Source organism: Zafaria sp. Z1313 (genome assembly GCF_050563205.1).
Lineage (GTDB): Bacteria > Actinomycetota > Actinomycetes > Actinomycetales > Micrococcaceae > JAZDCJ01.
Genome location: NZ_JBNWUK010000017.1, coordinates 1 through 22,550 on the forward strand (window position 1 = coordinate 1; position 22,550 = coordinate 22,550).

Below are 22,550 nucleotides of genomic sequence, written 5' to 3' on the forward strand. Positions count from 1 at the left end.
GAGGGTGTTTCATAGAGTGTGTAAGGGTCCGGTCTCTAACTGGGGTGTGACCTGTGGTTTCACCCCTTTGAAAGGACGGGCCTCATGGCAGATACCAACACCATTCCGAACCCTCTTGAAGGCGTTCTCAGCGCCGATCAGATCGACGCCCTCGTCACCGCCGCGGAGGATCTCGGGCAGGGGCGCCACGGCGTCGAGGAGCTGCTGGCGCGAATGACCCGCGCGGTCCTGGAACGGAGCCTGGAGACCGAGATGAGCGACCACCTCGGCTACGAGTCCGGGGACCCCGCCGGGGCCGGGACGGGAAACTCGCGCAACGGCAAGACCACCAAGAACGTGCAGACCCTGCAGGGGCCGGTGCAGATCACCGTGCCACGGGATCGGAACGGCTCCTTCGCGCCGGTCATTGTGCCCAAGCGGTCCCGCCGGCTGGGCAAGGTCGAGGACATGATCCTCTCGCTCTACGCCCGTGGGATGAGCACCCGCGACATCGGGGCCCACCTCGAGGAGATCTACGGGGCCAAGGTCTCCGCCGCGACGATCTCCCGGGTCACCGACGTCATCGCCGACGAGGTCGCCCAATGGCAGAACCGGCCGCTGGAAGCGGTGTATCCGATCGTCTACATCGACGCGATCTGGCTGAAGATCCGTGACGGCGGGGTCGTGGCGAACAGGGCCTGCCACATCGCCGTGGGCGTGGACGTCGAGGGCCGCAAGCAGGTCCTGGGCCTGTGGCTGGGCGCTTCGGAGGGGGCGAAGTTCTGGGCCAACGTGCTCACCGAGATCCGCAATCGCGGCGCCACGGACATCCTGGTCCTGTGTTGCGACGGGCTGAGCGGCCTGCCGGCGGCGGTGAACAGCATCTACCCGCAGACCGTGGTCCAGACGTGCGTGGTGCACCTGCTGCGCTCGGCGATGCGCTACGCCTCCTACGGGGACCGCAAGGCGATGGCCAAGGACATGCGTCCGATCTACACGGCTCCGACCGTGCAGGCCGCGGAGCTGGCCATGGAGGCCTTCGCCGAGGCCTGGCAGGCCAAGGCCCCCGGGGCGGTGCTGGCGTGGAGGAACGCGTGGGAGGACTTCACCCCGTTCCTGGCGTTCACACCCGAGATACGCAAGGTCATCTACACCACGAACCAGATCGAATCGATCAACTACCAGCTCCGGAAGATCACCAAGACCAGGGGCTCGTTCCCCTCCGACGACGCGGCGCTCAAGCTGGTCTACCTGGGGATCCGGAACATCGAGACCACCCGCGGAGGCGAGCTCGGAACCGGCACCCAGGGATGGCACCAGGCCCTGAACGCCTTCGCCGTCCAATTCCCCAACCGACTCCCGATCTGACCACCCGGCAGAGCGGATCACCGACCGGTCCCTTACACGGAAAACTTGACACCCCCGGCCAGCAGGTTCAGCATCATGCGCCCGGTCGAGGTGGCCGGGTCGATCCCGTCGGAAATGGAGCGGACATTCACGCCGCGTTCACGCAACAGGTTCACGGTGTTCAGCACATCGACCAGGGACCGGCCGAGCCGGTCGACCCGCCAGACCACCACGGTGTCCCCGGCCTCGGCATACTCCAAGAGCTTCTTCATTCCCGGTCGCTCGATCGCGGACCTGCTTCCGGAGGTGACGTCGGCAAACACGTCCCGCTTTTGCACCCCGTCCTTGAGAAGCGCGTCGAGCTGCAACTGCGCATCCTGGCTCGAAGTGCTCACCCGCGTGTATCCCAAGTGTCTCACCTGGCCATTTTGGCTCAAAAACCCCTGGATGCCAACCGCGTAAGACGTTTTACGGTAAGACGACTTTCTGGGGCAAACCGCCTCCCGGGACTTCAAGGAGGCCGATCGTCAAAATAGGCGCGGTTCTGGTGTCTCGAAAAGCTTTAGGTTTTCAAGACGGTGGTTTCCCGGCTTATCCGCTCAATAACTGTTGTCCGTGGCTGCAACGCCCATCACTCTTTGCTGACTTGGCGGGTGGTGGTCGGCGCGTTTGGTGCCCTCACCACTGCCCGGAACCGGACGGTTCATGGGCCGAGTCCTAAAGTACCTGGATCCGGATGAAAACCAGGAATCGGTGCCCGTTAGCGATGTTGGAATCGTGCGAGCGACCTGTGCCAATGAGGTGACAACCTAGGTACCTACTGTTCCGGAGATTTCCTTCAATGCCGCCTGAAGCCTGGCGTCGGCTTCGTTGGCGACCTCACGTGTCGCATCGCTCTGGCTGAGCTTGACCATGGTTTGCGGGTCGATGGCCTCGATGGTGGTTTCCGTGGCGGCGGGAGCGCGACGTACGACGACGTTGCACGGGAGCAGTGCGCCCAGCTGCGGTTCGGCGGTGATGCCGCGTTGGGCCAGTTGCGGGTTGCAGGCCCCGAGAATGATGTAGTCCCCCACGGAGGCCCCGGCCTCCTGGCCCAGCTTTTGGGTGAAGGTCGCCTTCACATCGATCTCCGTCAGGACACCGAATCCCTGTTCTGCCAGGGCGCCGCGTGTCCGTTCGACGGCGTCTTGCCAGGACAGCGGGACGGTGATGGCGTGGGTGTAGGTCATGGCGGTTCTCCTCGGGTCGTGGTGTGGAGGCGTGCCGAGCGCGACTGCGTGCTCCGCCACGGCAGGGGACCTCGGTTCTGTGGCCATGCTACGGGTTGGTGTGGTCGCGCGGAAGTGTTGCCAGGGTATTGCCCGCAGGGGTCGGCCGGGGATGCGGTGGGTGCGTTTCATACATGCGGATCGCGACGATCAGCCCTGCGGCCGCGCTGAGTGCCGCGGCCATCCAGACGCCGGCGTTGAGCCCGAACAGGTCGGCGACGATCCCGCCCAGGATGGCACCGACGGCATATCCGAGGTCGCGCCAGACCCGGTAGACGCCCACCGCGCGTCCCCTCCAAGCGGGATGGGCGACGTCGCCCACGGCGGCCAGCAGCGTGGGGTAGACCATGGCGGTTCCCGCGCCGAGCAATACGGTTCCCGAGGCCCAGGCACCAAAGCCGTCCCCGAGCGCGATGATCGCCAGGGCTCCGGCCTGGACCAACATGCCGGTGGTGATGAGGTGTTTGCGTCCGATCCGGTCCGAGAGAGCACCGGTCGCCATTTGGCCGATGCCCCAGACCCCGGGATACAGGGCGAAAAGCAGGCCGATCTGGCCCATGCTGAGATCCGCGGTGGCGAACAGGAGGGGGAACAGGCCCCAGGAGAGTCCGAAGTTCAGGTTGTTCACCAGGCCGGCCAAGCTCGCCGAGGACAAGGCCGGTTCCCGGAAGCTGGTCAGGGAAAAGATTTGGCCGTTGGCTAGGTTGGCGTCCAGGCCATGCCGGGCGGAGGCGCCCCGGGCATCCATGTTTCCGGCATCCAGGAGGGCATGTGGGTGGGTCTCCCGGACGAAAAGGCCCGACAGCAGCAGTGCCAAGGCGGTGTAGGCGATTCCCAAGAGGAAGGGCGCCGGACGCAGTCCGTACTGTTCGGCGTGGTATCCGGCCAGCAGGGACGTGGCGGCCACGGCACCGTAGCCAGCGGCCTCGTTCAGTCCCATGGCCAGGCCGCGCTGGGCCGGGCCTACCAGATCGATTTTCATGATGACGGTGGTCGACCAGGTCAGGCCCTGGTTGATGCCCAGCAGAACGTTCGCGGCGATGACCCAGCTCCAGTCCGGGGCGAAGATGAGCATGAGCGGCACCGGGATGGCGAAGAGCCACCCGGCCAGCAGCACGGGCTTTCGTCCGTAGCGGTCCGAGAGGGTCCCGGCGAACCAGTTGGAGGTCGCCTTGGCGATCCCGAAGGCCGCCACGTAGGCAAACAGGAACGTGTATCCGCTCAGGCCGAACTCGGCGTGGGCGAGCAGTGGCAGGACGGTTTGTTGCTGTCCAACCATGCCCCCGACCAGCGCGTTGACCGCGACGAGCAGGGTGAACTGCGCCGCGTTGGCGCGCAAACCCAAGATGGGGAGCGCCCTGGTGGTGGACTGCTTCATGCTCGGTCTCCTGGTGTGCCGGGGCTGAAAGGCCGGACGGCGATGAGCCGGCGGTTAGTGGGCTTCGGTTGCCGTGGTGGTGGTGGGTGAACCCAGGGACTTGCGTCGCAGGGGGCATGCGGGGATGGCAAACCAGCACAGGGCCGCGGCCGCGGCGATTGCGGTGGCCGCGAGGCCCAGGATGAGGTTGGCGGGGGAGGGGAGTTCCTGGACGAGAACGAAGACGCCCATGGCCAGGACGAAGAAGCCAAAGCCCTTGCGCAGGGCCGCTTCGGGGATGCGTCCGGCCAGGCGGGCGCCGAGGAAGGAGCCGAGGATCGCGGCGGCTGTGACTCCGCCGACAAGTGTCCAGTCCAGGGAGACGGCGGTGAGGTAGCCGCCGAGTCCGGCGAAGGACTTCATGGCGATGACGACCAGCGAGGTGCCGACGGCGACGGGCATCGACAGACCGCCGAGCAGGGCGAGTGCCGGCACTACGAGGAAGCCGCCGCCGGCACCGACGAGCCCGGTGACCAAGCCGACGACCAGGCCCTCGATGATGACCTTGGGCACCGGCAGATCCCCCTGGTGGGGTGCGCCTGCGGGGTTCTTACGGCCGCGGATCATGGCCAGGGAGGTAGCGACCATCATGAGGGCGAAGGCGATCATGAGGATCGTTCCGGGGATGTGTCCGCCCAAGAGGCCGCCGCCGAAGGCCCCGGCCATGCCGGCTGCGCCGAAGACGAGTCCGGTGCGCCATTGCACGCGCTTCTTGCGGGCATGAGTCACGGCGCTGACCGCGGAGGTCGCGCCGACGACGAAGAGTGAGGCGGCGATGGCTTCCTTGGGGTTCATGCCCGCGACGTAGGTGAGGATCGGGACGGTGAGGATGGACCCGCCCCCGCCGAGCAGGCCGAGGGCGATCCCGATCAGCACCGAGAGCAGGAGGGTGAGTGCGAGGGTGAGGGTCATGGGGGGCCTTGTCTGGGAAGGAGGGCAGGGGCGGGCGGGGTTGGCGCCGGGGGTATGGCTTTAGGTGACGGGCAGGCCGGCACGTTGCCAGGCGATCATGCCGCCGGCCATGGTGTCGGCGGTGAAGCCGGCGCCGGTGAGGGCGTCGGCGACGCGGGCGCTGCGGTTACCGCTGCGGCAGACCACGACGACCGGGCGGGACCGGTCAATTTCGCCCAGGCGCGCGTTCAGCTCTCCCATGGGGATGTGGATGGCGCCGGGGATCATTCCCTCGGCGACTTCGAAGTCTTCGCGGACGTCGAGGAGCTGGTCCGTGGCGCGTCGCCGGTCGGTGTCGGTGAAGGTGATTTCTGGCATGGTTGCTCCTGTGGGGCGTATGCGAGGGGGTGGTTTCCCGGGCCCGGACGGACGGGGCCCGGGCCCGGAAACGGGGAGGAAAGCGGCTGGCCGCGGGCCAACCGGGGGAGCTAGGACTTCTTGGCCGGTAGCTGGGCGAGGACCGATGCGCGGGTCGGTTCGTTGCCGGTCTTGTTCCACGGCATCTTGGCCAGGGCCTTGCCCATGGCGCAGGTGTTGGTGGCCGCGGAGAAGGTCAGGCCCGCGCCGATGGCACCGGCGACGGTGCGCAGCTGCGGGGAGAGGAACTTCCCACCCACCAGGCCGGCCACCACGAGGGAACCGGCGGCCATGCGCACCTGGCGTTCCAGGTCCCAGCGCTTGGAACCCTCGACGGTCCCGCCACCGGCCTGCTTGTAAGCGGGGACGCCGCCGGACAGGACATGGGCGTTGCCGAATCCGACTGCCGCGAGGTGTGTCTTGGCTTCGGTGGCGCGCACGCCGGATTGGCAGACCAGCACCACCTTGGTGTCGAGTTTCGAGGCGAGTTCCTCGGTGTGTTCTGCCAGCAACGGGAGGGGGACGTTGTAGGAGCCCTTGATATGCAGGGATTCGAATTCGGCGGCGGAACGCACGTCCAGCACCACGACGTCGGTGCCGGTATCGATCCAGTCCTTGAGCTCTTCGGGGCTGGTGGCCTGGGGGATGGTGTTCATGGGGGTGTGGGCCTTTCTGCCGGGCATGGCGCCCGGCCGGTCCCGCATCCGGAAAGGGGGATGCGGGACCGGGAATACGTAGAATTTATTGTTGAGGGATGGGCAGTGGAGAACCTAGGCGTTCTGCATTTGCTTCCAGTCGGCCCATCCGGCGTAGCTGCCCTCGAGTTCAACGACGTCGAACCCGGCCCGGCGCAGGGCGGAGGCGGCCACGGAGTTGCGCACCCCGGACTGGCAGTAGCTCACGATCACGCCGTCGGACGGAAGCTTGTCGGTGTTCCAGAGCGCCCGTCCGGCGTTGAGCTGTTCGGAGCCGGGCACGTGTCCGGCAGTGTGCTCGGTCTTGTTGCGCACATCCAAGACCATGGCCGCAGCGAACCCTGCCAGGTCGGCCGGGGAGATCGTGCGGGGCACGTAGACCGGCAGGCCGTCCAGGGAAGTGATGTATCCGGCGACGCGGTCGATGCCCACGCGGATGAGGTGGTCCCACATCTCGGTGGCCGTTTCGCTGTTGGGAGCCAAGAGCACCAGCGGGCGCTGGTCCGTTTCCGGGTCCACGGCCCAGGCACCGTAGCTTGCCGCCTTGGTGCCGGCGGGAATGTTCAGTGCCCCTGCGACGGTGCCCTCGTGAACCAGGGTGTGGTGGCGGGTGTCGACCACGCCGATGTCATCCGCGGCCAAATCGGCTGCGACGTCCGCGGTGTTCAGTTCGGCCAGCGGTGCGCGGTCGCCCAGGACAGCCGGGCCCTGGCGGTTTTCGCGCTTCATCCGGCCAAAGTAGGCGTGTGCGTCGGGCTGCCCGTCAAGCAGTGCCTCGACGAACCCCGCCTCGTCGTTCGCCTTGAGGTAGGGCCCCCACCACGCGAAGTTGCGCTCATATCCGACGGTGGAGGACGGGATCGCACCCAACGCCTTGCCGCAGGCACTGCCGGCGCCGTGGCCCGGGTAGACCTGGATGTAGTCGGGCAGGGTCAGGAACTTGTTCTGCAGGGAAACGAACAGGTCGTGGGCCCCGGCGAAACGGGTGTCGGTACCGCCGGCGGCCTCGTCGAGCAAGTCCGGACGGCCCAGGTCCCCGGAGAAGACGAAATCGCCCGAGAGCAGGAAGCCCGGCTTGTCACTGAAGGCGCCGTCGGTGACCAGGAAGGAGAGGTGTTCGGGGGTGTGTCCGGGGGTGTGCAGGGCGGTGACGGTGATGTTTCCCAGGGTGATGGTGGACTGGTCAAGGAGGCGTTCGGCTTCGAATTCGTATTGCCAGTCCGGCCCGCCCTCGCCCGAAACGTAAATCGCCGCGTCGGTGGCGGCGGCCAGTTCGAGGGTCCCGGAGAGGTAGTCGGCGTGGATGTGGGTCTCGGTGACGGCGGTGATCTTCATGCCGTTTTTTTCGGCAAGGTCCTGGTAGACCTGGATGTCGCGGCGGGCGTCCACCACGAGGGCCTCGCCCTTGGCCTGGCAGCCGATGAAGTAGCTGGCCTGTGCCAGGTCCTCGTCATAGATTCGTTCGAGAAGCATTGGTTCTCCTTGTGGTTGGTCAGCTTACCCTTCATACCCCTGGGGGTATCCGGTTCATAGGCAACAATAATACCCCCTGGGGTATCCGTCAAGTCGTTCACGGATGCACAAAAAAGCGGCGATCGACACCATCGGGAATGGTGCCGATCGCCACAGGCGCATGCGAGGTTGGGCCTAGCGGCCCAAGAGGCGCGCGAAGAAGCCGCCTTTCTTGCCGGACTCCTTCGGGGCATTTGGATCGCAGGAGCAGCGCTCGCTCCGCGGCACGTGGGCCATGACCTGCTTGACATGCTGGCCACATCCGGCCCAGGTGGTTTTCTGACACTTACGGCATTTGGTCGCACGGCACATATGGTGACTCCTTGCGTCTGGGGTTGTTGATGGAGGCCTGACCGCCCCCTCCGTATTCGAGTATGGCATATACCCATGGGGGTATCGAGAATCACTGCCATTGATACGCTAAGGAAACCCCCGGGGGTATACTATTGAAGAAATCAACACCTTGAAGGGACCCACCATGGAACTTGAAGCGGACACCATGAAACCGGCCATCAACAGGCTCAAGCGCGCCCAGGGCCAGCTGAACGCCGTGATCCGCATGCTGGAGGAAGGCGGCGACTGCCGCGCGGTGGTCACCCAGCTTTCCGCCGCCTCCAAGGCCATAGACCGTGCCGGGTTCTCCATTATCGCCACCGGGCTCGAGCAGTGCCTGAAAAGCGAGGACCCCACAGCCGACCGTGCCGACATGGAAAAACTCTTCCTCTCCCTGGCCTAGCCCCAGCCATCCAGCGATAGCTGTCGCCGAGACCACCCATGGAGTCCGGCAGGACCACTGCGCGAACTTCGGCAGTGCGGCGGTTCCGCAAACGCCGAGGAATCACTCCCTGCCGCCAAGCGGGCCGTAGCGATCAGCATCCCTGTTCACTAATCTGACGCCGCGCACCGATCGACAGCAGTCAATGTGGGTGCTTGATCCATCGGCCCGAAGATGCAACAACCAAGGCCAGAAAACACCGCCACTAAGCACTGTGAAAAACAGGCCACTTATCGTTGTGGCTCACAGGCCGGGTGGTCCGGGACGTTCGAGAAGCCCAAGGACATCCTGATGATCTCCGCGCATTGGGAGAACGTGCCCGTCACGCTGAGCGCCTCGGCCCGCAAGCAGGAGCTCGTCTACGACTTCTGGGGCTTCCCGCAGCGCTACTACGACGTCCGCTACGACGCCCCGCTCGCCCCCGGCCTCGCCGACGAGGTCGCGCGGCTCGCCGGGACGCACGGCCACCACGTCGAGCGTGACGAGACCCGCGGGCTGGACCATGGTGCCTACGTCCCGCTCAAGGAGATGTTCCCCGACGCCGACGTGCCCGTGGTCCAGATGTCCATGCCCACGCTCGACCCGCAGGGCCTGTTCGAGCTCGGCAAGACCCTCGCCCCGCTGCGCGAACAGGGAACGCTGATCGTCGGCTCCGGCTTCACGACGCACAACCTGCGCTGGTTCAACCCGGCGGCCGGGCCCGACGGCGAGCCGCCCGCGGCCTCGAGCGAGTTCGACCACTGGGCCGAGGAGGCGATGGCCCGCGGCGACGTCGACTCCATCCTGGACTTCCTGAACAAGGCGCCGGCGGCCCGCGAGGCCCACCCGCGCTCCGAGCACTGGGCGCCGCTGTACGTGGCGCTGGGCGCGGCCTACGCCTCGGGCGGGATCGACGCGAAGACCGCGATCGACGGCTTCTGGTTCGGCCTCTCGAAGCGGTCCTGGACCCTGGGCGGGTGAGCGGGCGTGCGGGTCAGGGGCGGGCGGCGGGGGCGAGGACCTTCGTCAGCGTGCCGATGTAGAACTCGCGGACCTCGTGCCGCGTGGCCGCGCCCGAGCGCTCGAACTCCCATGCCCCGTAGAGCATCGACCAGACCACGCTCGTGATCCAGGCCGAGGGGAGCGAGGAGTCGATCGATCCGTCCGCGTGCCCGCGCTCGACGAGCCGCCGCAGCGCCGCGTCGTCGTAGTCCTCGGTGCCGCCCCCCGGGCCGCCGCCGGCGCCCTCGCCGCCCGCACCGGCGTCGTTCCCGGCGTCCTTCCCGGCTCCGTCCGGGGCGCAGTCCTCCGCCGCGCGGGACTCGACGCCGGACCACCACCAGATGAACAGCTCGCTGAGGTCCAGGTACTCGTGGAGCAGCCGGACGATCGCCTCCAGCCCCGTTCCCTCCCCGGGCCGCGCACGCTCGGCGGCCCGCGCGGACTCCGCCTCGACGAATCCGCCGAGGCCCTCGCGCAGCGAGGCGCGGTCCGGGTAGTAGCGGTGCAGGGTGCTGCGCGCCACCCCCGCCGCGTCGGCGATCGCGCCCATCGTGGCCTGCGGGTTCTGGGCCAGCACGGGCAGGGCGGCGCGCAGGATGCGCTCCCGCGTCCGCTCACGCACGCGCCCGTTGCCGCTCTCGCTCGTCATGCCGCCAATGTACAACCCCGTCCGGTGATGGGACTAGTCTTGACATTTTTGGGACAGAATTGTCCCATGATTCCATGACGCAGTCCACCAGCCCCCGCTCCCGGTCCGGCATCCTCTGGTCCTACGCGCGCCCCCACGCCCGCGTCCTGGTCCTCGGGCTCGTCCTCGCGCTGCTCGGCTCGGCCATGGGGCTCGCGAGCCCGATGGTCACCAAGTGGATCCTCGACAGCCTCGAGGCCGGGCAGTCGCTGCGCGATCCCGTGCTCGTCCTGACCTTCCTCATGGTCGTGGGCGCGGCGATCGGCTGGTGGCAGTGGGTCCTGCTCGGCACGCTCGCCGAGCGGATCGTCTACCAGGCCCGCGAGCGCATGATCCGCCGCTACTTCCGCGCCAAGGTCCTCGCACTCGCCGCCCGGCCCACGGGCGAGCTCGTCACGCGCGTCACCTCGGACACCGTGCTGCTGCGGGAGGCGGCGTCCTCGAGCGTGATCGGCCTGATCAACGGCGTCGTGATGCTGATCGGCACGCTCGTCCTCATGGCCGTCCTGGACTGGCCGCTGCTCGTGACCACCGCCGTGGCCGTGATCGTCGTGGTGATCCTCTTCGCCACCCTCATGCCGGCCATCGCGGTGGCGCAGGAGAAGGCCCAGGAGGCGGTCGGCGACCTCGGCGGCCGGCTCGACGGGGCGCTGCGGGCGATCAAGACGGTCAAGGTCTCCAACGCCGAGGACCGGCAGGCCGGTACCCTCCTGGCCCACGCCGCGAGCGCCCGCGAGCACAGCGTCCGCTCCGTGCGCCGCGAGGCGATGGCCTGGACATATGCCTGGACCGGCATCCAGGTGACGATCATCGTGATCCTCGGCTACGGCGCCGTCCGCGTGGCGCAGGGCGAGATCGGGGTCTCCACCCTCATCGCGTTCCTCCTCTACGCGTTCGGCCTCATGGGCCCCATCACCGAACTCAGCGGAAACCTCACCACGCTCCAGTCCGGCATCGCCGCGGCCGGCCGGATCCGCGACGTCGAGGGCCTCGAGCTCGAGCCGCGCGCCCGGGCCACGTCCGACGTCCCTTCCGCCGGGACGGCACCCCCGGTGCCGGCGGCGCGCGAAGGCGCCGGATCCGGCGTCGTACCCGGCGCCCTCCTGGAGCTGCGCGGGGTCACGGCACGGTACGACGACGGGGCCGCGCCCGCCGTCGACGACGTCACCCTGGCCTTCCCCTCGCGCGGGCACACGGCCATCGTGGGGCCGTCCGGGGCGGGCAAGACGACCGTGTTCTCGCTCCTGCTGCGCTTCGTGGACCCCGCCTCCGGCGAGCTGCTGATCGACGGCCGGCGCTACGCCGGGCTCACGCCGGCGCAGGTCCGCGGACACTTCGCCTATGTGGAGCAGGAGACGCCCATCATTCCCGGCACCATCCGCGAGAACCTGCTCTTCTCCAACCCCGACGCGGCCCCCGGAGAGGTCGACGCGGTGCTGGAGGAGATCCTGCTGGCCGAGAAGGTCGCCGCGCTGGAGGACGGGCTCGACACGGCGCTGACGGAAAGCTCGGTGAGCGGCGGCCAGCGGCAGCGGATCGCGCTGGCGCGGGCCATCCTGTCCCGGCCGCGCGTGCTGCTGCTCGACGAGGCCACGGCACAGGTCGACGGGATCACGGAGGCCGCGATCCAGGCTGCGATCGCCCGCCAGGCCGCCCGCGGGGCCGTCATCACGATCGCGCACCGGCTCTCGACCGTCGTCGACGCGGACACGATCATCGTCATGGACGCCGGCCGCGTGGTGGCCCGGGGCACGCACGCCGAGCTCCTCGAGGACAGCGGGCTCTACCGCGGCCTCGTGGAGGCCCTGCGCATCGCGCCCGTCTGACCCGCCCGCGCCCGCCTCCCGTCCAGCCCGCGCCCGGCTCCGCCCCGCAACGCTCTCCGGGGAATCGCCGTTCTCTGCGCTGGGAACGACCCGGGAGTGGATAGCGTTGCGCTAGAGGGTGGGTGCAGTCGTGGAGAGGAGCCCGGAGATGTCCCTGGAATCGGTCGTCGTCATGGGCGGCGGCGTGGCCGGATTCGCGACCGCCCGCGAGCTCCGCGCCCGCGGCCACACCGGCCGGCTCGCGATCATCGACCCCGAGGGCCTGCCCTACGACCGCCCGCCCCTGAGCAAGCAGTACCTGATGGGAACGCAGGATGCCGCGCGGCTGGCGTTCGAACCGGCGGAGTGGTTCGCCGCGCACGGCATCGAGGTCGTCCACGGAACCGCCGCCGCGCTCGATCCCGCCGCCGGGCGCGTCACGCTCGAGGACGGCACGACGACGGACGCGGGCGCCGTCGTCCTCGCCCCGGGCGCCGCGGCCCGCCGCCTCGACATCCCCGGCGCCGACCACCCCGGAGTCCTCGAACTGCGCACGCGCGCCGATGCCGACCGCCTCCGCCCGCACTTGCGCCCCGGGGCCCGGATCGTGGTCGTCGGCGGCGGGCTCATCGGCGCGGAGGCCGCCTCCGCGGCGCTCGCCCTGGGCGCCACGGTCGACCTCGTCGAACCCGTCGACCCGCCGCTCGTCCCCGTCGTCGGCCCGGACCTCGCCCGCCGGCTGCACGCGATGCACGCCGAGCGCGGGATCCGCGTCCACGGCTCCGTCCCCGTCGCCATCACCCCGCCGGAGGCCGCATCCCCCTCCCTCAGCACCCCGTCCGATGGCGTGCGGCCCGCCGGTGGGGCCAGCCCCGGCGTCGTCCCCGGTCCCCGCCGCGTGCTCCTCGCCGACGGAACCGCGCTCGAGGCCGACGCCGTGCTCGTCGGGATCGGGATCGTCCCGCGGACGGCGCTCGCCGAGGCCGCGGGGCTCGCGGTCGAGGACGGGATCCTCGTCGACGCCGCCGGCCGCACGTCCCACCCGCGCGTCTTCGCGGTCGGCGACGCGGCGCGGACGCGGCTGGCGGACGGGACCCTGCTGCGCCGTGCGGAGCATTGGGAAGCGGCGCTGAACTCCGGTACGACGGCGGCTGCCGCCCTCCTGGGGCAGGCGCCGCCCGCGCACGGGGCACCGTGGTTCTGGTCCGACCGGCACGGCGTGCACGTCGAGGGCGTCGGTCGGATGGCCGGAGCGGGGACGCACGTGGTGCGGGTCGAGGGCGGCGTGCCCGTGGCGGCGTTCCTCGTGGACGACGGCGGACGGCTCACGGGGTGCGCGGCCGTCGACGGCGGGCTCACGGTCCGGGCGGCGCGCCGGATCATCGACCGCGGGATCCCCGTGGACCCGGCGCAGCTCGTCGACCCGTCGGTCCCGTTGAAGAAGCTGGCCCGCTGAGCCGCCCGCCCCGTCCCCTTAACCACATCACTCTCCTACGACGGGTTGTCATGACGCGCTCATAACAGCCGTACGCAGGAGAGTGATGCGTTGGGGAGGTGGGGCTACGGGGCTTCCGTTGCCTCCGCCGCCAGCTGACGGCGCCGACGGGCCGCCACCATGACGCCGCCCGCCGTGAGCAGCAGCAGCGCCAGGCCCACGAAGAGGCCCGTCTGGGCGCCCGTGTTCACCAGGTCGCCCGCGCCGATTCCGGTGCCGGACCCGTCGCCCGATCCCGCGCCGCCTGTTCCCGTTCCGGAGCCGGAGCCCGAGCCCGAGCCGGCGCCAGCACCGTCGTCGTCCCCGGAACCGGTGCCGGAGCCGTCGTCGTCCCCGTCGTCCGATCCGCCGCCCGCCGCGGCGGTGACGGTCAGCGGCGTCGCGATCGGCTCGAGGCCGGTGGAGGCGACGAACAGGGTGTGCGCGCCCGTCGCGAACCCGGCCGGGACCTCGAGCGTGAAGGTCGTGGTCCCGGAGGCGTCGGCGGCGGGGATGCCCTCGACGACGATCGGGTCGGAGTGCAGCTCGGCCGTGACCTGCTGGCCCTCCTCGAGGCCGGAGACCGTCACCTCGATCGAGCCGCCCTGCTCCACGGTGCCCGCGGAGAGGGAGACCTCGGCCCAGTCGGTGCCCGCCACGACGGCCCGGCCGAGCGGCGCGGGGGAGACGGCGTCGTGCGCCTGGAAGTAGGCGACCGTCGCCTCGAGGTCGATCTGGCCCGTGTCCGTGGATCCGGTCCCCTCCGCGAAGGTGAAGAAGTTGTCCCCGCCCGCGGCCAGGAAGGAGTTCGCGACCACGCGGAACACGGCGTCGTCGGCGATCTCCTCGCCCTCGAAGCTGACCGAGAGGACGTGCTCGCCGCGCGGGGCCTCCGGATCGTAGACGTAGGAGAGTCCCTCGGAGATGCCCAGGTGCAGCTTGGGCCGCGAGGACCCCTCCGGCTGCCACTGCTCCTCGAGGACGGCCTTGATCTGCGCGCCGGTGAGATCGAGCGTGACGAGCGTGTTGGCGAACGGCTGCACGTCGGCGGCCTGCTTGAAGGTCACCGTGCCGTCCGTGCCGTAGAGCAGGTCCGCCCGCAGCCCGCCCGGGTTCATAAACGCGATCTGCGCGGGCTCGCCGCCGAAGGACTCGTTGGACGTGGCCCACAAGTGGAAGTCGGCCACGGAGTTGCCCAGCGCCGACTCGACGCCGCGGTCGGACCCGGCGTCGCCGCCGCGCAGGATGTCGGCCGTGATCTGCCCGACGCGGACGCCTCCGACGACCTCCGACTCGGCGACGGCCTCGTCCACGAGCGCCGCCACGGCCGGATCCGCCGGGTACAGCGCCGCGCCGTCGGTGCCGACGAGCGGCAGCAGCTCCGAGCCGAGCGAGAGGACCCGCTTCGTCTCCGGATCCACCTCGATGCTGACCTTGCCCAGCGTCGTCCCGTACTGGTGCGCCTGCAGGACCGGTCGCTTGAGCCCGGCCCAGCCTTCGACGTCGTACTCGCAGGCGTAGGACTGGTGCGTGTGCCCGGAGAGGATCGCGTCGATCGCGGGGGAGGCCTCGCGCACGAGCTCGCCGTAGAGCGTGTCCTCGGTGGCGATCGCGGCGCAGTCGGTGCCCGCGGAACCCTCGTGGGTCAACAGGACGACGACGTCCGCCTCGCCGTTCGCCGGGTCCCCGTCCCGCAACTGGGCGGCGACGCGGTCGGCGGCCTCGAGCTGGTCGCCGAACTCGATGTCCGCGATGCCCGTGGGGGAGACCATGGCGGCGGTCTGCTCGGTGACGGTGCCGATGAAGCCGACCGTCACGCCGTCGACCTCCCGCAGCGCGTACTCGCGCAGCGCCGGGGTCTTGGTGCCCTTGCGGTAGACGTTGGCGCCGAGCGCGAAGTCCGCGCCGTCCGCACCGGTGGCGGCCGCGAAGCGCGGGATGACGCGGTCGGTCAGGTCGGCGAAGCCGCGGTCGAACTCGTGGTTGCCCACGACGGACAGGTCCAGGCCGGCCGCGCCCAGCGCGTCGATCGTCGGGTTGTCCTCCTGGGAGAAGGACGCGAACGTGGACGCGCCGATGTTGTCCCCCGCGGAGACGAAGAGCGTGTTCGGGTTCTCGCCGCGCAGCTGCGCCACCGCTCCCGCCAGGACGGCGGCGCCCGCGGACGGAGCCTCCGCCTGGATGCGGCCGTGGAAGTCGTTGATGCCGAGCACGTCGATCGTGATGGTTTCGGCCGGCGGGACGACGCCCTCGCCGGAGACCTCGAACAGCGTGGTGGTGCCGGAGACCTCGTTGCCGACCGCGAGCAGCGGGACGCCGCCCGGCGCGTCGGCGGCGGGGGTGAAGGCCAGGCCCTCGGCGCCGAGGTCGCCCGCGGCGGCGAGCGAGCCTCCGGCTTCGACGGACTCGGCGAAGTTCCGGTTGTTCACGTAGGAGACGAACTCGGCCGCCGCCGGGACCGTGATGTCGTAGACCGCGACCCCGCCGACGCGCTCGAAGCCGATGAACGCGTACGTCTTGTCACCGACCTGCCCGATCGCCAGGTTCTCCGGCTCCGGCCCCTTGTCGTCGGAGCGGCCCTCGAGGTTGGACTCGGTGTGGTTGGAGTTGAAGAACTCCGGGTTCGCGGCGTGGGTGATGCGCTCGAACTCGTCGCCGGAGTCGAAGACCTGCGTGCCGTCGGTGGTCCAGATGGAGAAGGAGCGGGAGCCGAAGGAGTAGAGCTCCTCGTAGCATTCGCCCGCGGCGTCCAGGCCGTCGGCGGTCGTGACGTTGAGCCGGCCGAGGTCGGCGTCGCCGGTCAGCGCGGCGAGCGGCGAATCGGCGCAGACCGGCGCGAGGCCGCCCTTGCCGAGGTCCTTCACGCGGGAGGGCTCCACGTAGTCGCCCCACTCGCGGGCGTCGCCCTCGTTGGCCGTGACGAGGTAGGTCTGCCCGCCGGCCTGGTAGGCGTTCAGGCCGTCGGGCATGTAGACGCCCTTGAGGCCCTCGAAGGTGCGGATGTCGAAGCCGCCGTCGCGGTCGGAGGGGTCGATCCCCTGGCCGGGGGCGCCGTGGTCCTTGAAGCCGAGCGGCCAGATGTCCGTCACGGTGGCGCTGGCCAGGTCGACGACGGCGACGGCGTTGGCCTCCTGCAGCGCGGCGTAGGCGGTGCCGCCGTCGATCGCGATGTATTCCGGCTCCAAGTTGCGCGAGACGGGCAGCTCGTCGCCGTGCGGGGCGGGGCCGAAGACGCGCACGTCCTCGGGCAGCGTCTTGGCGCCGCCGGCCTCGAAGGCGTGGAAGTCCGCGGTGCGGACGTCGGACTGGGACGGGGCCGCGAGGGCGGAGGGGAGGCGGACGACGCCGATGCTTCCTTCCGGGTCGACGCTGAAGTCGTCCGCGGGCTCGCCTTCGTTGGCGACGACGGCGTAGCTCCCGTCGGCGGAGAGCGCCACCATGTCGGGGAGCGCGCCGACCTGGACGGAGCCGAGCACGCTCGGCGCGGAGGCGGTGGCGTCGAAGAAGACGAGCGAGCCCGGGGCGGTCTTGGGCACGGCCTCGAACGCGATGACGCCGAGGCCGTCGGCGCGCACGGCCACGGAGTTCGCGACGCCGTCGGCCGCGATCTCGAAGAGCTTGGCGGGGGCGGCGGGGTCGGAGACGTCGAGGACCTCGACGAGCCCGGCCTGGGCGTTGACCACGAAGAGCCGCTGCGTTCCCGCGTGGTAGGTGACGATCTCGGCGGCCGACGCGTCGAAGACGCCGGTCTCGTAGCTGCCGACCGGGGTGAGGGTCAGCGGGGCCGAGGCCGGGTAGGCGATCGGTTCGGGGACGATCCCCGCGTGGGCCGGGGCTCCCAGCAGGGCGCCGGCGAGGGCCGCGACGGCGGCGGCGGCCGTCCCGCGGGCGAGCCGGCGCCGTGTGCGCCTGGACTGTGACATGGCTGTGCTCCCAAGGATGTGAGGTGATGACCTCCCTTGTCTACGCGGCGCACCTTACCGGCGGGTAAACACCAAGTGGCCCCTCGGCCTCCGCCCACACCCCGCCTCACGATCCGGGGAATCGTCCTGACGCCGCACTCATCACGACGCGTGGGTGGATCGTGACGCGGGATCAGGGGGTGGGGGAATCGAGACGGGACAGGGCCTTGTCCGTGCCGAGTTCCGGGCGGTCCGCCGCGTGGGCCGCGTAGTGCCCGAGGGCCCGCAGGAGCAGGCCCGGATCGGCGTCGAGCTCCTGGACGTCCACGATCAAGGGCCTCGTCCTGCGACCCGCCCCGGGGCCCGGCGCACCGGCATCGGATGCCGCGCCTCCGGAGGCCGCGGAACTGCGCGGGCCCCCGGAGGCCGTGCCCGCAGCCCCCGAGGCGCGCGTGTGGACCTCGATGAGCGCCGGCCCGCGGTCGCCCAGCGGTTTGCGCCCGCGGGGATCGCGCGCCAGGACGGACACGACGTCCTTCCAATAGGCCTCGTGGTGCCCGCGCCGGTCCACCACCACGATCCGGCTCCGCGTGAGGTACACCCCGGGCGCCTGCCCGGACGCGGCGAGCCGCAGCATCCGCAGGCCCTCGCGGAGCACGAGGAACCCCACGACGAGCAGCCCCGCGGCGGCCGTCGCCGTGAGCACGCGCGCTCCGCCGTCGCCGAGCAGGACGGTCTTGGCCTCGGTCGCGATCGCCCCGACGACCGTGACGACCGCGACGCCGACCGTCACCGCGCCGCCGGCCAGCGAGACGGGGGAGGAGGGGAACCATGTGGCGGCGCGCGGCCCGGAGGAGGTCTCGACGTCGGCCCCGGTGGGCGCCGCCCAGTCCTCGCCGCGGCGGAACTCGTGCAGCACGGCCCGGCCCACGCCGAAGGCCAGGGCCGCCATCGGCGCGGCGAGCAGCGGCTTGCCGGCGCCGACGGACGCGGCGCCGAGGCCCAGCAGCACGGCGATCACGACGAACGCCGGCACGAGGTGGTGGGCGAGCTTGAGCCCGCGGTGGCGGGGAGCCCAGGCGGTGCGCGGGGCGGGCCGCGGGGCGGGGGCGGATTCGTGCACGCTGCTCACGCTACCGGTGTGCCCCCGCCGTCGCGCAGCAGCGCCGCGAGGCTCGTCGCGGGCCGGCCGGTGAGGGCCTCGACGTCGCCCGTGGTGCGCGCCAGCTCGCCGGAGGCGATGGCCGTATAGGTGCTGACCCAGGCGTCGAGCTGCCAGGGCTCGGCGCCGTAGGGCTCCCTCGAGGCGTAGGCGGCGGCGACGGTCTCCTGCTCGAAGCGATGGGGCCGCCCGGTGGCGGCGGCGAGCCCGGCCGCGACCTCGCCCAGGGTGAGCGCCTCGGGCCCGGTGAGCTCGTAGCGGCGTCCCGCGTGGGCGCAGTCCCGCCCCACGGCCAGGTCCGCGGCGGCCCCGGCGAGGACGACGGCGGCGCACGCGGCGACGTCGCGCCGCGCCACGGCGGAGACGCGGCCGTCGTCGGCGGGCCCGCGGATCACGCCGTCGGCGTCGGCGAAGTGGGCGAAGACGTCGAGGTAGAAGTTGTCGCGCAGGAACGTCCAGGCGGGGCCGGCGGCGCGCAGCATCTCCTCCGTCGCGAAGTGGTCCCGCGCAAGGGTGAAGACGGCCGTCGGCGAGGCCTCGAAGAACGACGTGTAGACGACGTGCCGCACGCCCGCGTCGGCCGCGGCCCCGATGAACGCCGCGTGCTCCTCGAGCCGGTGCGCCGATTCCGCGGCCGAGACCATGAACAGCACGTCGGTCCCCTCGAGGGCGGCGCGCGCGGCGTCCGGGTCGCCGTAGGCGGCGGTGAGGGGTACGACGCCGGGGCCGAGCCTGCGTGCCACGGCGGCGGTCCGCGCGGGATCCCGGGCGAGGACCCGCAGGCGGAAGGGCGCGCGCCCGGTTGCGGCCCCGGCGTCGTGCCCTCTTCCGGGCGCGGCGCCGGACGCCTTGCCGGACACTGCGCCGGATGCCCCGCCCGACGCGAGCCCCGCGAGCAGCCGCGCGGCCTCCCCGCCGACGTGCCCCGTGGCCCCGGCGACGGCGATGACGGGCCCCGCTCCGGCGTCGTCGTGTGTCTCCATGACCCCACCGTACGCCGGGGCGCGGGCCGGCACCACGCGTTCACGCCGCGTTCGCCCGGCCGTCGCCCGCCGCTCGGCGCCGGGTGCCACAGTGGGGCCATGTCCGGCCTGTTCGTCGCCATCGGCGACTCCTTCACCGAGGGCGTGGGCGACTGGGATCCGCGCCTGCCCAACGGGGTGCGCGGCTGGGCGGACCGCGTCGCCAAGCAGCTCTCCAAGGACGACCCCGCCTGGCGCTACGCCAACCTCGCCGTGCGCAGCCGGCGCCTGGGCCGGATCGTGCAGGAGCAGGTGGAGCCCGCGCTCGCGATGGAGCCCTCCGTCATCACCTTCTACGCCGGCGGGAACGACATCATGGAGGTCCGCCAGGACATGGGCCGGCTCCTGGACAACTACACGGCGGCCGTGCGGCGGCTCGCGTCCTCCGGCGCCCGCGTGCTGCTCTTCACGGGCTTCGACGTCCCCGTGCACCCGATCCTGGAGCCGATGAAGCGCCGCAACTGGATCTTCAACCAGCGCGTCCGCGAGCTCGCCGCCGAGCACGCCGGCGACGGCGTGGAGCTCGTGGACTACTGGACGTGGGACGCCTACCAGGACCGGCGGCTGTGGGACACGGACAAGCTGCACATGAACCGGGCCGGCCACCGCTACATGGCCATCCAGGTGCTGAACCTGCTCGGCGTGCGCCACCAGCTGGTGTTCGAGCCGTTCGGGCCGCGCGAGCGCCCGGGACTGCGGGACGCCGTGGTGCGCGACGCCGAGTGGATGCGGCAGTGGGTGCTGCCCATGTTCGGGCGGAAGCTGCGCGGCATCACGCTCGGCGACGCGCTGCAGCCGCGCTGGCCCGATCCCGTGCGTCCCGCCGACGGACTCAAGAGACTCCACAGGAAGCGTCAACGGCTTACGATGAACGCATCATGAACACGATGCGCAGACTCCGCAAGCCCCTCGTCCTGCTGATGGCGGCCGCCCTCGTCCTGAGCGTGGGCGCCGGGGCGTTCCAGGCGTTCCTCTCGTGAGTGGGACCGGGGAGCCCGGCGGACCGGCCGGCGGCCCGGGCGGCTCGGGCGGCGCGCCGGAGGGAACCGTCCCCGAGGGAGCGGTCCCGGGAGGCGCCGGCACGCCCGCGGGCCCCGGCACCGCCGTCGTCCACGAGGCCCTCGCCGAACCCCGGCGACGCGTCCGCGCCCGGTGGGTGACCGGCGTCGTCCTGGTCAACGTCGGGATCAACGTGGCGTTCTTCGCGCCCATCAACATCCTCATCGGCCTGCAGGCCACGGCGATCGACGAGCTGAACAAGGAGGCGATCCTCTCCCTCGTCACGGGGTGCGGGGCCGCCGTGTCCCTCGTCATGAACCCGCTCACCGGGGCGCTCTCGGACCGGACGACGTCGAAGCTCGGCCGCCGCTCGCCCTGGATCCTGGGCGGGGCGATCCTCGGCAGCGCCGCGCTGCTGCTGCTCTCGGGCGCGACGACGATCGCCCTCCTCCTGCTCGGCTGGTGCCTCGTCCAGGCCGGCGCGAACGCCGCCTACTCGACCATCACCGCCGCCGTCCCGGACCGCGTGCCCGTGGACCAGCGCGGCCAGGTCGGCGGGCTCGCCGCGCTCGGGCAGACGGTGGGCATCCTCGGCGGCTCCGTGGTGGGGTTCGTGATCTTCGGGAACGTGGCGTTCGGCTACTGGCTCTGCGCCGGGGCGCTGCTCCTGTCCGTGGTGCCGTACCTGTTCCACTCCGACGACCCCGTGCTGCCGCGCGCGCTGCGGGAGCCCTTCCGGTTCGGGGCGTTCCTGCGCTCCTTCTGGATCAACCCCGCCCGCTACCCCGACTTCGGCTGGGCGTGGCTGACCCGCTTCCTGATGTTCGTGGGCAACCAGCTGACCATCGTGTACCTGCTGTTCTTCCTGACCGACGTCATCGAGCACCCGGACCCGGCCGGCGGCGTGCTGATCCTCACGGGGCTGTACGCGTTCATGGTCATCGCCACCACCGTGGTCGCGGGGCGGTGGTCGGACAAGGCGGGCAAGCGGCGCGTGTTCGTCGCCGGGTCCTCCGCCGTCATCGCGTGCGCGGCGCTGATCATGGCGTTCTTCCCCGTGTGGCCGGGCGCGATCGCCGGGGCCACCGTGCTGGGGATCGGCTTCGGCGCGTACCTGGCCGTGGACTTCGCCCTGCTCACCCAGGTGCTGCCGTCCGCCGCGGCGCGCGGAAAGGACATGGGCGTCATCAACATCGCCGCCGCGCTGCCGCAGGTCGTCGCACCCGTGCTCGCGTTCCTGTCGGTGAAGTTCCTCGGAGGGTACACGGCACTGTTCGTGATCGCGGCGGTCATCGGGCTCAGCGCCGCCGCCCTGGTCTACAAGATCAAGTCGGTGCCGTAGGCCGAGTTCGTAGGCATGGACCGTGGTCCGTCGTCAGCCCGTGGTTCGTGGTTCGTGGTTCGTGGTTCGTGGCCCGTGGCCCGTGGTTCGTGGCCCGTCGCCCGCCGTCAGCCCGTGGCCTCTGCCAAAAAACCATCCCCGCGCATCGGTGCCCACTTCACGTCTTCTGGGCGAGACAGCCGGCGCGGGGCGACTTCATGGGGTAGACCCCATGCGTTCGCCCAGTCGACGTGAACTGGGCGAACACAAGGCGCGAGTCAGCCGGCGGCGGTGACCCCACGGCGTCGACCCCGCGCAACCGTGCCCACTTCACGTCTTGTGGGCGAGACAGCTGGCGCGGGGCGACTTCACGGGGTAGACCCCATGCGTTCGCCCAGTCGACGTGAACTGGGCGAACACGAGACGGGAGTCAGTCGGCGCGGCGGCGGTGGCGGATCCAGAGGAGCGTTCCGGCGGCCACGAGGATGGCGGCAACGAGGATCCACTGCCAGCCGAGCGCGATCCACGCGTAGATCACGGCCATCCCGACCGTCGAGTAGACGAGCGCCCAGAGCAGGCAGCCGGCCGTGACGGCGGGCAGGTAGCGCGCCAGCGGCATCTTCGAGACGCCGGCGCTGCCGTTGACGGCGGTCTGGATCCCGACCGTGAGGAAGGACAACGGGACGGCGAGGACGCCCCAGCGGGCCATAAAGCGCTGGGCCCGCCGGTAGATGGGGCCCTCGAGGAAGTGCTCGAACCGCGAGTGCCGGACGCCGGCGGCCACGCCGCGCCCGATCCAGTACGTCGTGTTGGCGCGGGCCATCGCGATCGCGAAGAGGAAGAGGTAGGCCCAGCCGAACGTGGCGTCGCGAAGCCAATCCACCGCATCAGCCTA

17 protein-coding genes and 2 pseudogenes are annotated in these 22,550 nt (G+C 70.7%); 7 read left to right on the top strand and 12 right to left on the bottom strand.

Going from position 1 to position 22,550, the window contains the following annotated elements; genetic code table 11:
- The first annotated feature begins 84 nt into the window (after positions 1 to 84).
- Positions 85 to 1,347 (top strand): IS256 family transposase, encoded by a 1,263-nt coding sequence (locus tag ACQ3I4_RS13425; protein WP_329864319.1) that lies wholly within the window; start codon positions 85 to 87, stop codon positions 1,345 to 1,347.
- Between the two features lie 56 nt (positions 1,348 to 1,403).
- Here the strand turns inward: ACQ3I4_RS13425 and ACQ3I4_RS13430 are convergent.
- The 7 genes and pseudogenes from ACQ3I4_RS13430 to ACQ3I4_RS13460 all read right to left on the bottom strand — a co-directional run.
- A pseudogene (locus ACQ3I4_RS13430) lies at positions 1,404 to 1,745 on the bottom strand (recombinase family protein); the annotation flags it as partial.
- A gap of 390 nt (positions 1,746 to 2,135) precedes the next feature.
- Positions 2,136 to 2,555: a DUF302 domain-containing protein gene (locus tag ACQ3I4_RS13435; protein ID WP_430633732.1), complete on the bottom strand. Its 420-nt coding sequence runs from the start codon at positions 2,553 to 2,555 to the stop codon at positions 2,136 to 2,138.
- A gap of 88 nt (positions 2,556 to 2,643) precedes the next feature.
- Entirely contained in the window at positions 2,644 to 3,972 is a 1,329-nt protein-coding gene (locus tag ACQ3I4_RS13440) for an MFS transporter (RefSeq protein ID WP_071214390.1), read from the bottom strand.
- Positions 3,973 to 4,026: 54 nt separating this feature from the next.
- Positions 4,027 to 4,923, bottom strand: coding sequence for a sulfite exporter TauE/SafE family protein (locus ACQ3I4_RS13445; protein ID WP_430633733.1), 897 nt, complete (start codon positions 4,921 to 4,923; stop codon positions 4,027 to 4,029).
- Positions 4,924 to 4,983: 60 nt separating this feature from the next.
- Positions 4,984 to 5,280, bottom strand: coding sequence for a rhodanese-like domain-containing protein (locus tag ACQ3I4_RS13450; protein WP_430633734.1), 297 nt, complete (start codon positions 5,278 to 5,280; stop codon positions 4,984 to 4,986).
- 110 nt (positions 5,281 to 5,390) lie between these two features.
- A complete protein-coding gene (locus tag ACQ3I4_RS13455) occupies positions 5,391 to 5,975 on the bottom strand; it encodes a rhodanese-like domain-containing protein (RefSeq protein ID WP_430633735.1) in 585 nt (194 codons plus the stop codon).
- A 114-nt stretch (positions 5,976 to 6,089) separates the two neighbouring features.
- Complete coding sequence (locus ACQ3I4_RS13460) at positions 6,090 to 7,487, bottom strand: MBL fold metallo-hydrolase (RefSeq protein ID WP_430633736.1); 1,398 nt, start codon at positions 7,485 to 7,487, stop codon at positions 6,090 to 6,092.
- Between the two features lie 517 nt (positions 7,488 to 8,004).
- Between ACQ3I4_RS13460 and ACQ3I4_RS13465 the strand changes: the two genes are divergently transcribed.
- A complete protein-coding gene (locus ACQ3I4_RS13465; protein WP_022876876.1) occupies positions 8,005 to 8,262 on the top strand; it encodes a metal-sensitive transcriptional regulator in 258 nt (85 codons plus the stop codon).
- 288 nt (positions 8,263 to 8,550) lie between these two features.
- A pseudogene (locus tag ACQ3I4_RS13470) lies at positions 8,551 to 9,261 on the top strand (dioxygenase family protein); the annotation flags it as partial.
- Positions 9,262 to 9,274: 13 nt separating this feature from the next.
- Here ACQ3I4_RS13470 and ACQ3I4_RS13475 read toward each other — a convergent pair.
- A complete protein-coding gene (locus tag ACQ3I4_RS13475; RefSeq protein WP_430633737.1) occupies positions 9,275 to 9,931 on the bottom strand; it encodes a TetR/AcrR family transcriptional regulator in 657 nt (218 codons plus the stop codon).
- A gap of 74 nt (positions 9,932 to 10,005) precedes the next feature.
- Between ACQ3I4_RS13475 and ACQ3I4_RS13480 the strand changes: the two genes are divergently transcribed.
- Positions 10,006 to 11,796 (top strand): ABC transporter ATP-binding protein, encoded by a 1,791-nt coding sequence (locus ACQ3I4_RS13480; protein WP_430633738.1) that lies wholly within the window; start codon positions 10,006 to 10,008, stop codon positions 11,794 to 11,796.
- A gap of 148 nt (positions 11,797 to 11,944) precedes the next feature.
- On the top strand, positions 11,945 to 13,231 hold the full coding sequence (locus ACQ3I4_RS13485) for an NAD(P)/FAD-dependent oxidoreductase (protein WP_430633739.1): 1,287 nt from the start codon (positions 11,945 to 11,947) through the stop codon (positions 13,229 to 13,231).
- A gap of 104 nt (positions 13,232 to 13,335) precedes the next feature.
- On the opposite strand, the gene ACQ3I4_RS13490 is transcribed toward ACQ3I4_RS13485, so the two are convergent.
- The 3 genes from ACQ3I4_RS13490 to ACQ3I4_RS13500 all read right to left on the bottom strand — a co-directional run bounded on the left by ACQ3I4_RS13490 (position 13,336) and on the right by ACQ3I4_RS13500 (position 19,296).
- Positions 13,336 to 17,172, bottom strand: a complete 3,837-nt coding sequence (locus tag ACQ3I4_RS13490; RefSeq protein WP_430633740.1) for a choice-of-anchor I family protein — start codon at positions 17,170 to 17,172, stop codon at positions 13,336 to 13,338.
- A gap of 172 nt (positions 17,173 to 17,344) precedes the next feature.
- A complete protein-coding gene (locus ACQ3I4_RS13495) occupies positions 17,345 to 18,283 on the bottom strand; it encodes a hypothetical protein (protein WP_430633741.1) in 939 nt (312 codons plus the stop codon).
- Positions 18,280 to 19,296, bottom strand: coding sequence for an NAD(P)H-binding protein (locus ACQ3I4_RS13500; RefSeq protein WP_430633742.1), 1,017 nt, complete (start codon positions 19,294 to 19,296; stop codon positions 18,280 to 18,282). The genes ACQ3I4_RS13495 and ACQ3I4_RS13500 overlap by 4 nt, the downstream gene beginning before the upstream one ends.
- A 99-nt stretch (positions 19,297 to 19,395) precedes the next feature.
- Here ACQ3I4_RS13500 and ACQ3I4_RS13505 point away from each other — a divergent pair, with 99 nt between their 5' ends.
- Together ACQ3I4_RS13505 and ACQ3I4_RS13510 are read left to right on the top strand one after the other, a co-directional pair.
- Positions 19,396 to 20,217, top strand: a complete 822-nt coding sequence (locus ACQ3I4_RS13505) for an SGNH/GDSL hydrolase family protein (protein ID WP_430633743.1) — start codon at positions 19,396 to 19,398, stop codon at positions 20,215 to 20,217.
- Between the two features lie 94 nt (positions 20,218 to 20,311).
- Positions 20,312 to 21,676 (top strand): MFS transporter, encoded by a 1,365-nt coding sequence (locus ACQ3I4_RS13510; protein ID WP_430633744.1) that lies wholly within the window; start codon positions 20,312 to 20,314, stop codon positions 21,674 to 21,676.
- Positions 21,677 to 22,085: 409 nt separating this feature from the next.
- Here the strand turns inward: ACQ3I4_RS13510 and ACQ3I4_RS13515 are convergent, their stop codons facing one another.
- The gene (locus tag ACQ3I4_RS13515) at positions 22,086 to 22,538 is read right to left on the bottom strand and encodes a DedA family protein (RefSeq protein WP_430633745.1); all 453 of its coding nucleotides are present in this window, start codon (positions 22,536 to 22,538) and stop codon (positions 22,086 to 22,088) included.
- Positions 22,539 to 22,550 lie beyond the last annotated feature (12 nt).

Coding starts and splice junctions, on each gene's coding strand:
- ACQ3I4_RS13425 (WP_329864319.1), top strand. CDS start 85: ATGGCAGATACCAACACCATTCCGAACCCTCTTGAAGGCGTTCTCAGC.
- ACQ3I4_RS13505 (WP_430633743.1), top strand. CDS start 19,396: ATGTCCGGCCTGTTCGTCGCCATCGGCGACTCCTTCACCGAGGGCGTG.
- ACQ3I4_RS13465 (WP_022876876.1), top strand. CDS start 8,005: ATGGAACTTGAAGCGGACACCATGAAACCGGCCATCAACAGGCTCAAG.
- ACQ3I4_RS13440 (WP_071214390.1), bottom strand. CDS start 3,972: ATGAAGCAGTCCACCACCAGGGCGCTCCCCATCTTGGGTTTGCGCGCC.
- ACQ3I4_RS13490 (WP_430633740.1), bottom strand. CDS start 17,172: ATGTCACAGTCCAGGCGCACACGGCGCCGGCTCGCCCGCGGGACGGCC.
- ACQ3I4_RS13455 (WP_430633735.1), bottom strand. CDS start 5,975: ATGAACACCATCCCCCAGGCCACCAGCCCCGAAGAGCTCAAGGACTGG.
- ACQ3I4_RS13475 (WP_430633737.1), bottom strand. CDS start 9,931: ATGACGAGCGAGAGCGGCAACGGGCGCGTGCGTGAGCGGACGCGGGAG.
- ACQ3I4_RS13460 (WP_430633736.1), bottom strand. CDS start 7,487: ATGCTTCTCGAACGAATCTATGACGAGGACCTGGCACAGGCCAGCTAC.
- ACQ3I4_RS13500 (WP_430633742.1), bottom strand. CDS start 19,296: ATGGAGACACACGACGACGCCGGAGCGGGGCCCGTCATCGCCGTCGCC.
- ACQ3I4_RS13450 (WP_430633734.1), bottom strand. CDS start 5,280: ATGCCAGAAATCACCTTCACCGACACCGACCGGCGACGCGCCACGGAC.
- ACQ3I4_RS13435 (WP_430633732.1), bottom strand. CDS start 2,555: ATGACCTACACCCACGCCATCACCGTCCCGCTGTCCTGGCAAGACGCC.
- ACQ3I4_RS13445 (WP_430633733.1), bottom strand. CDS start 4,923: ATGACCCTCACCCTCGCACTCACCCTCCTGCTCTCGGTGCTGATCGGG.
- ACQ3I4_RS13485 (WP_430633739.1), top strand. CDS start 11,945: ATGTCCCTGGAATCGGTCGTCGTCATGGGCGGCGGCGTGGCCGGATTC.
- ACQ3I4_RS13480 (WP_430633738.1), top strand. CDS start 10,006: ATGACGCAGTCCACCAGCCCCCGCTCCCGGTCCGGCATCCTCTGGTCC.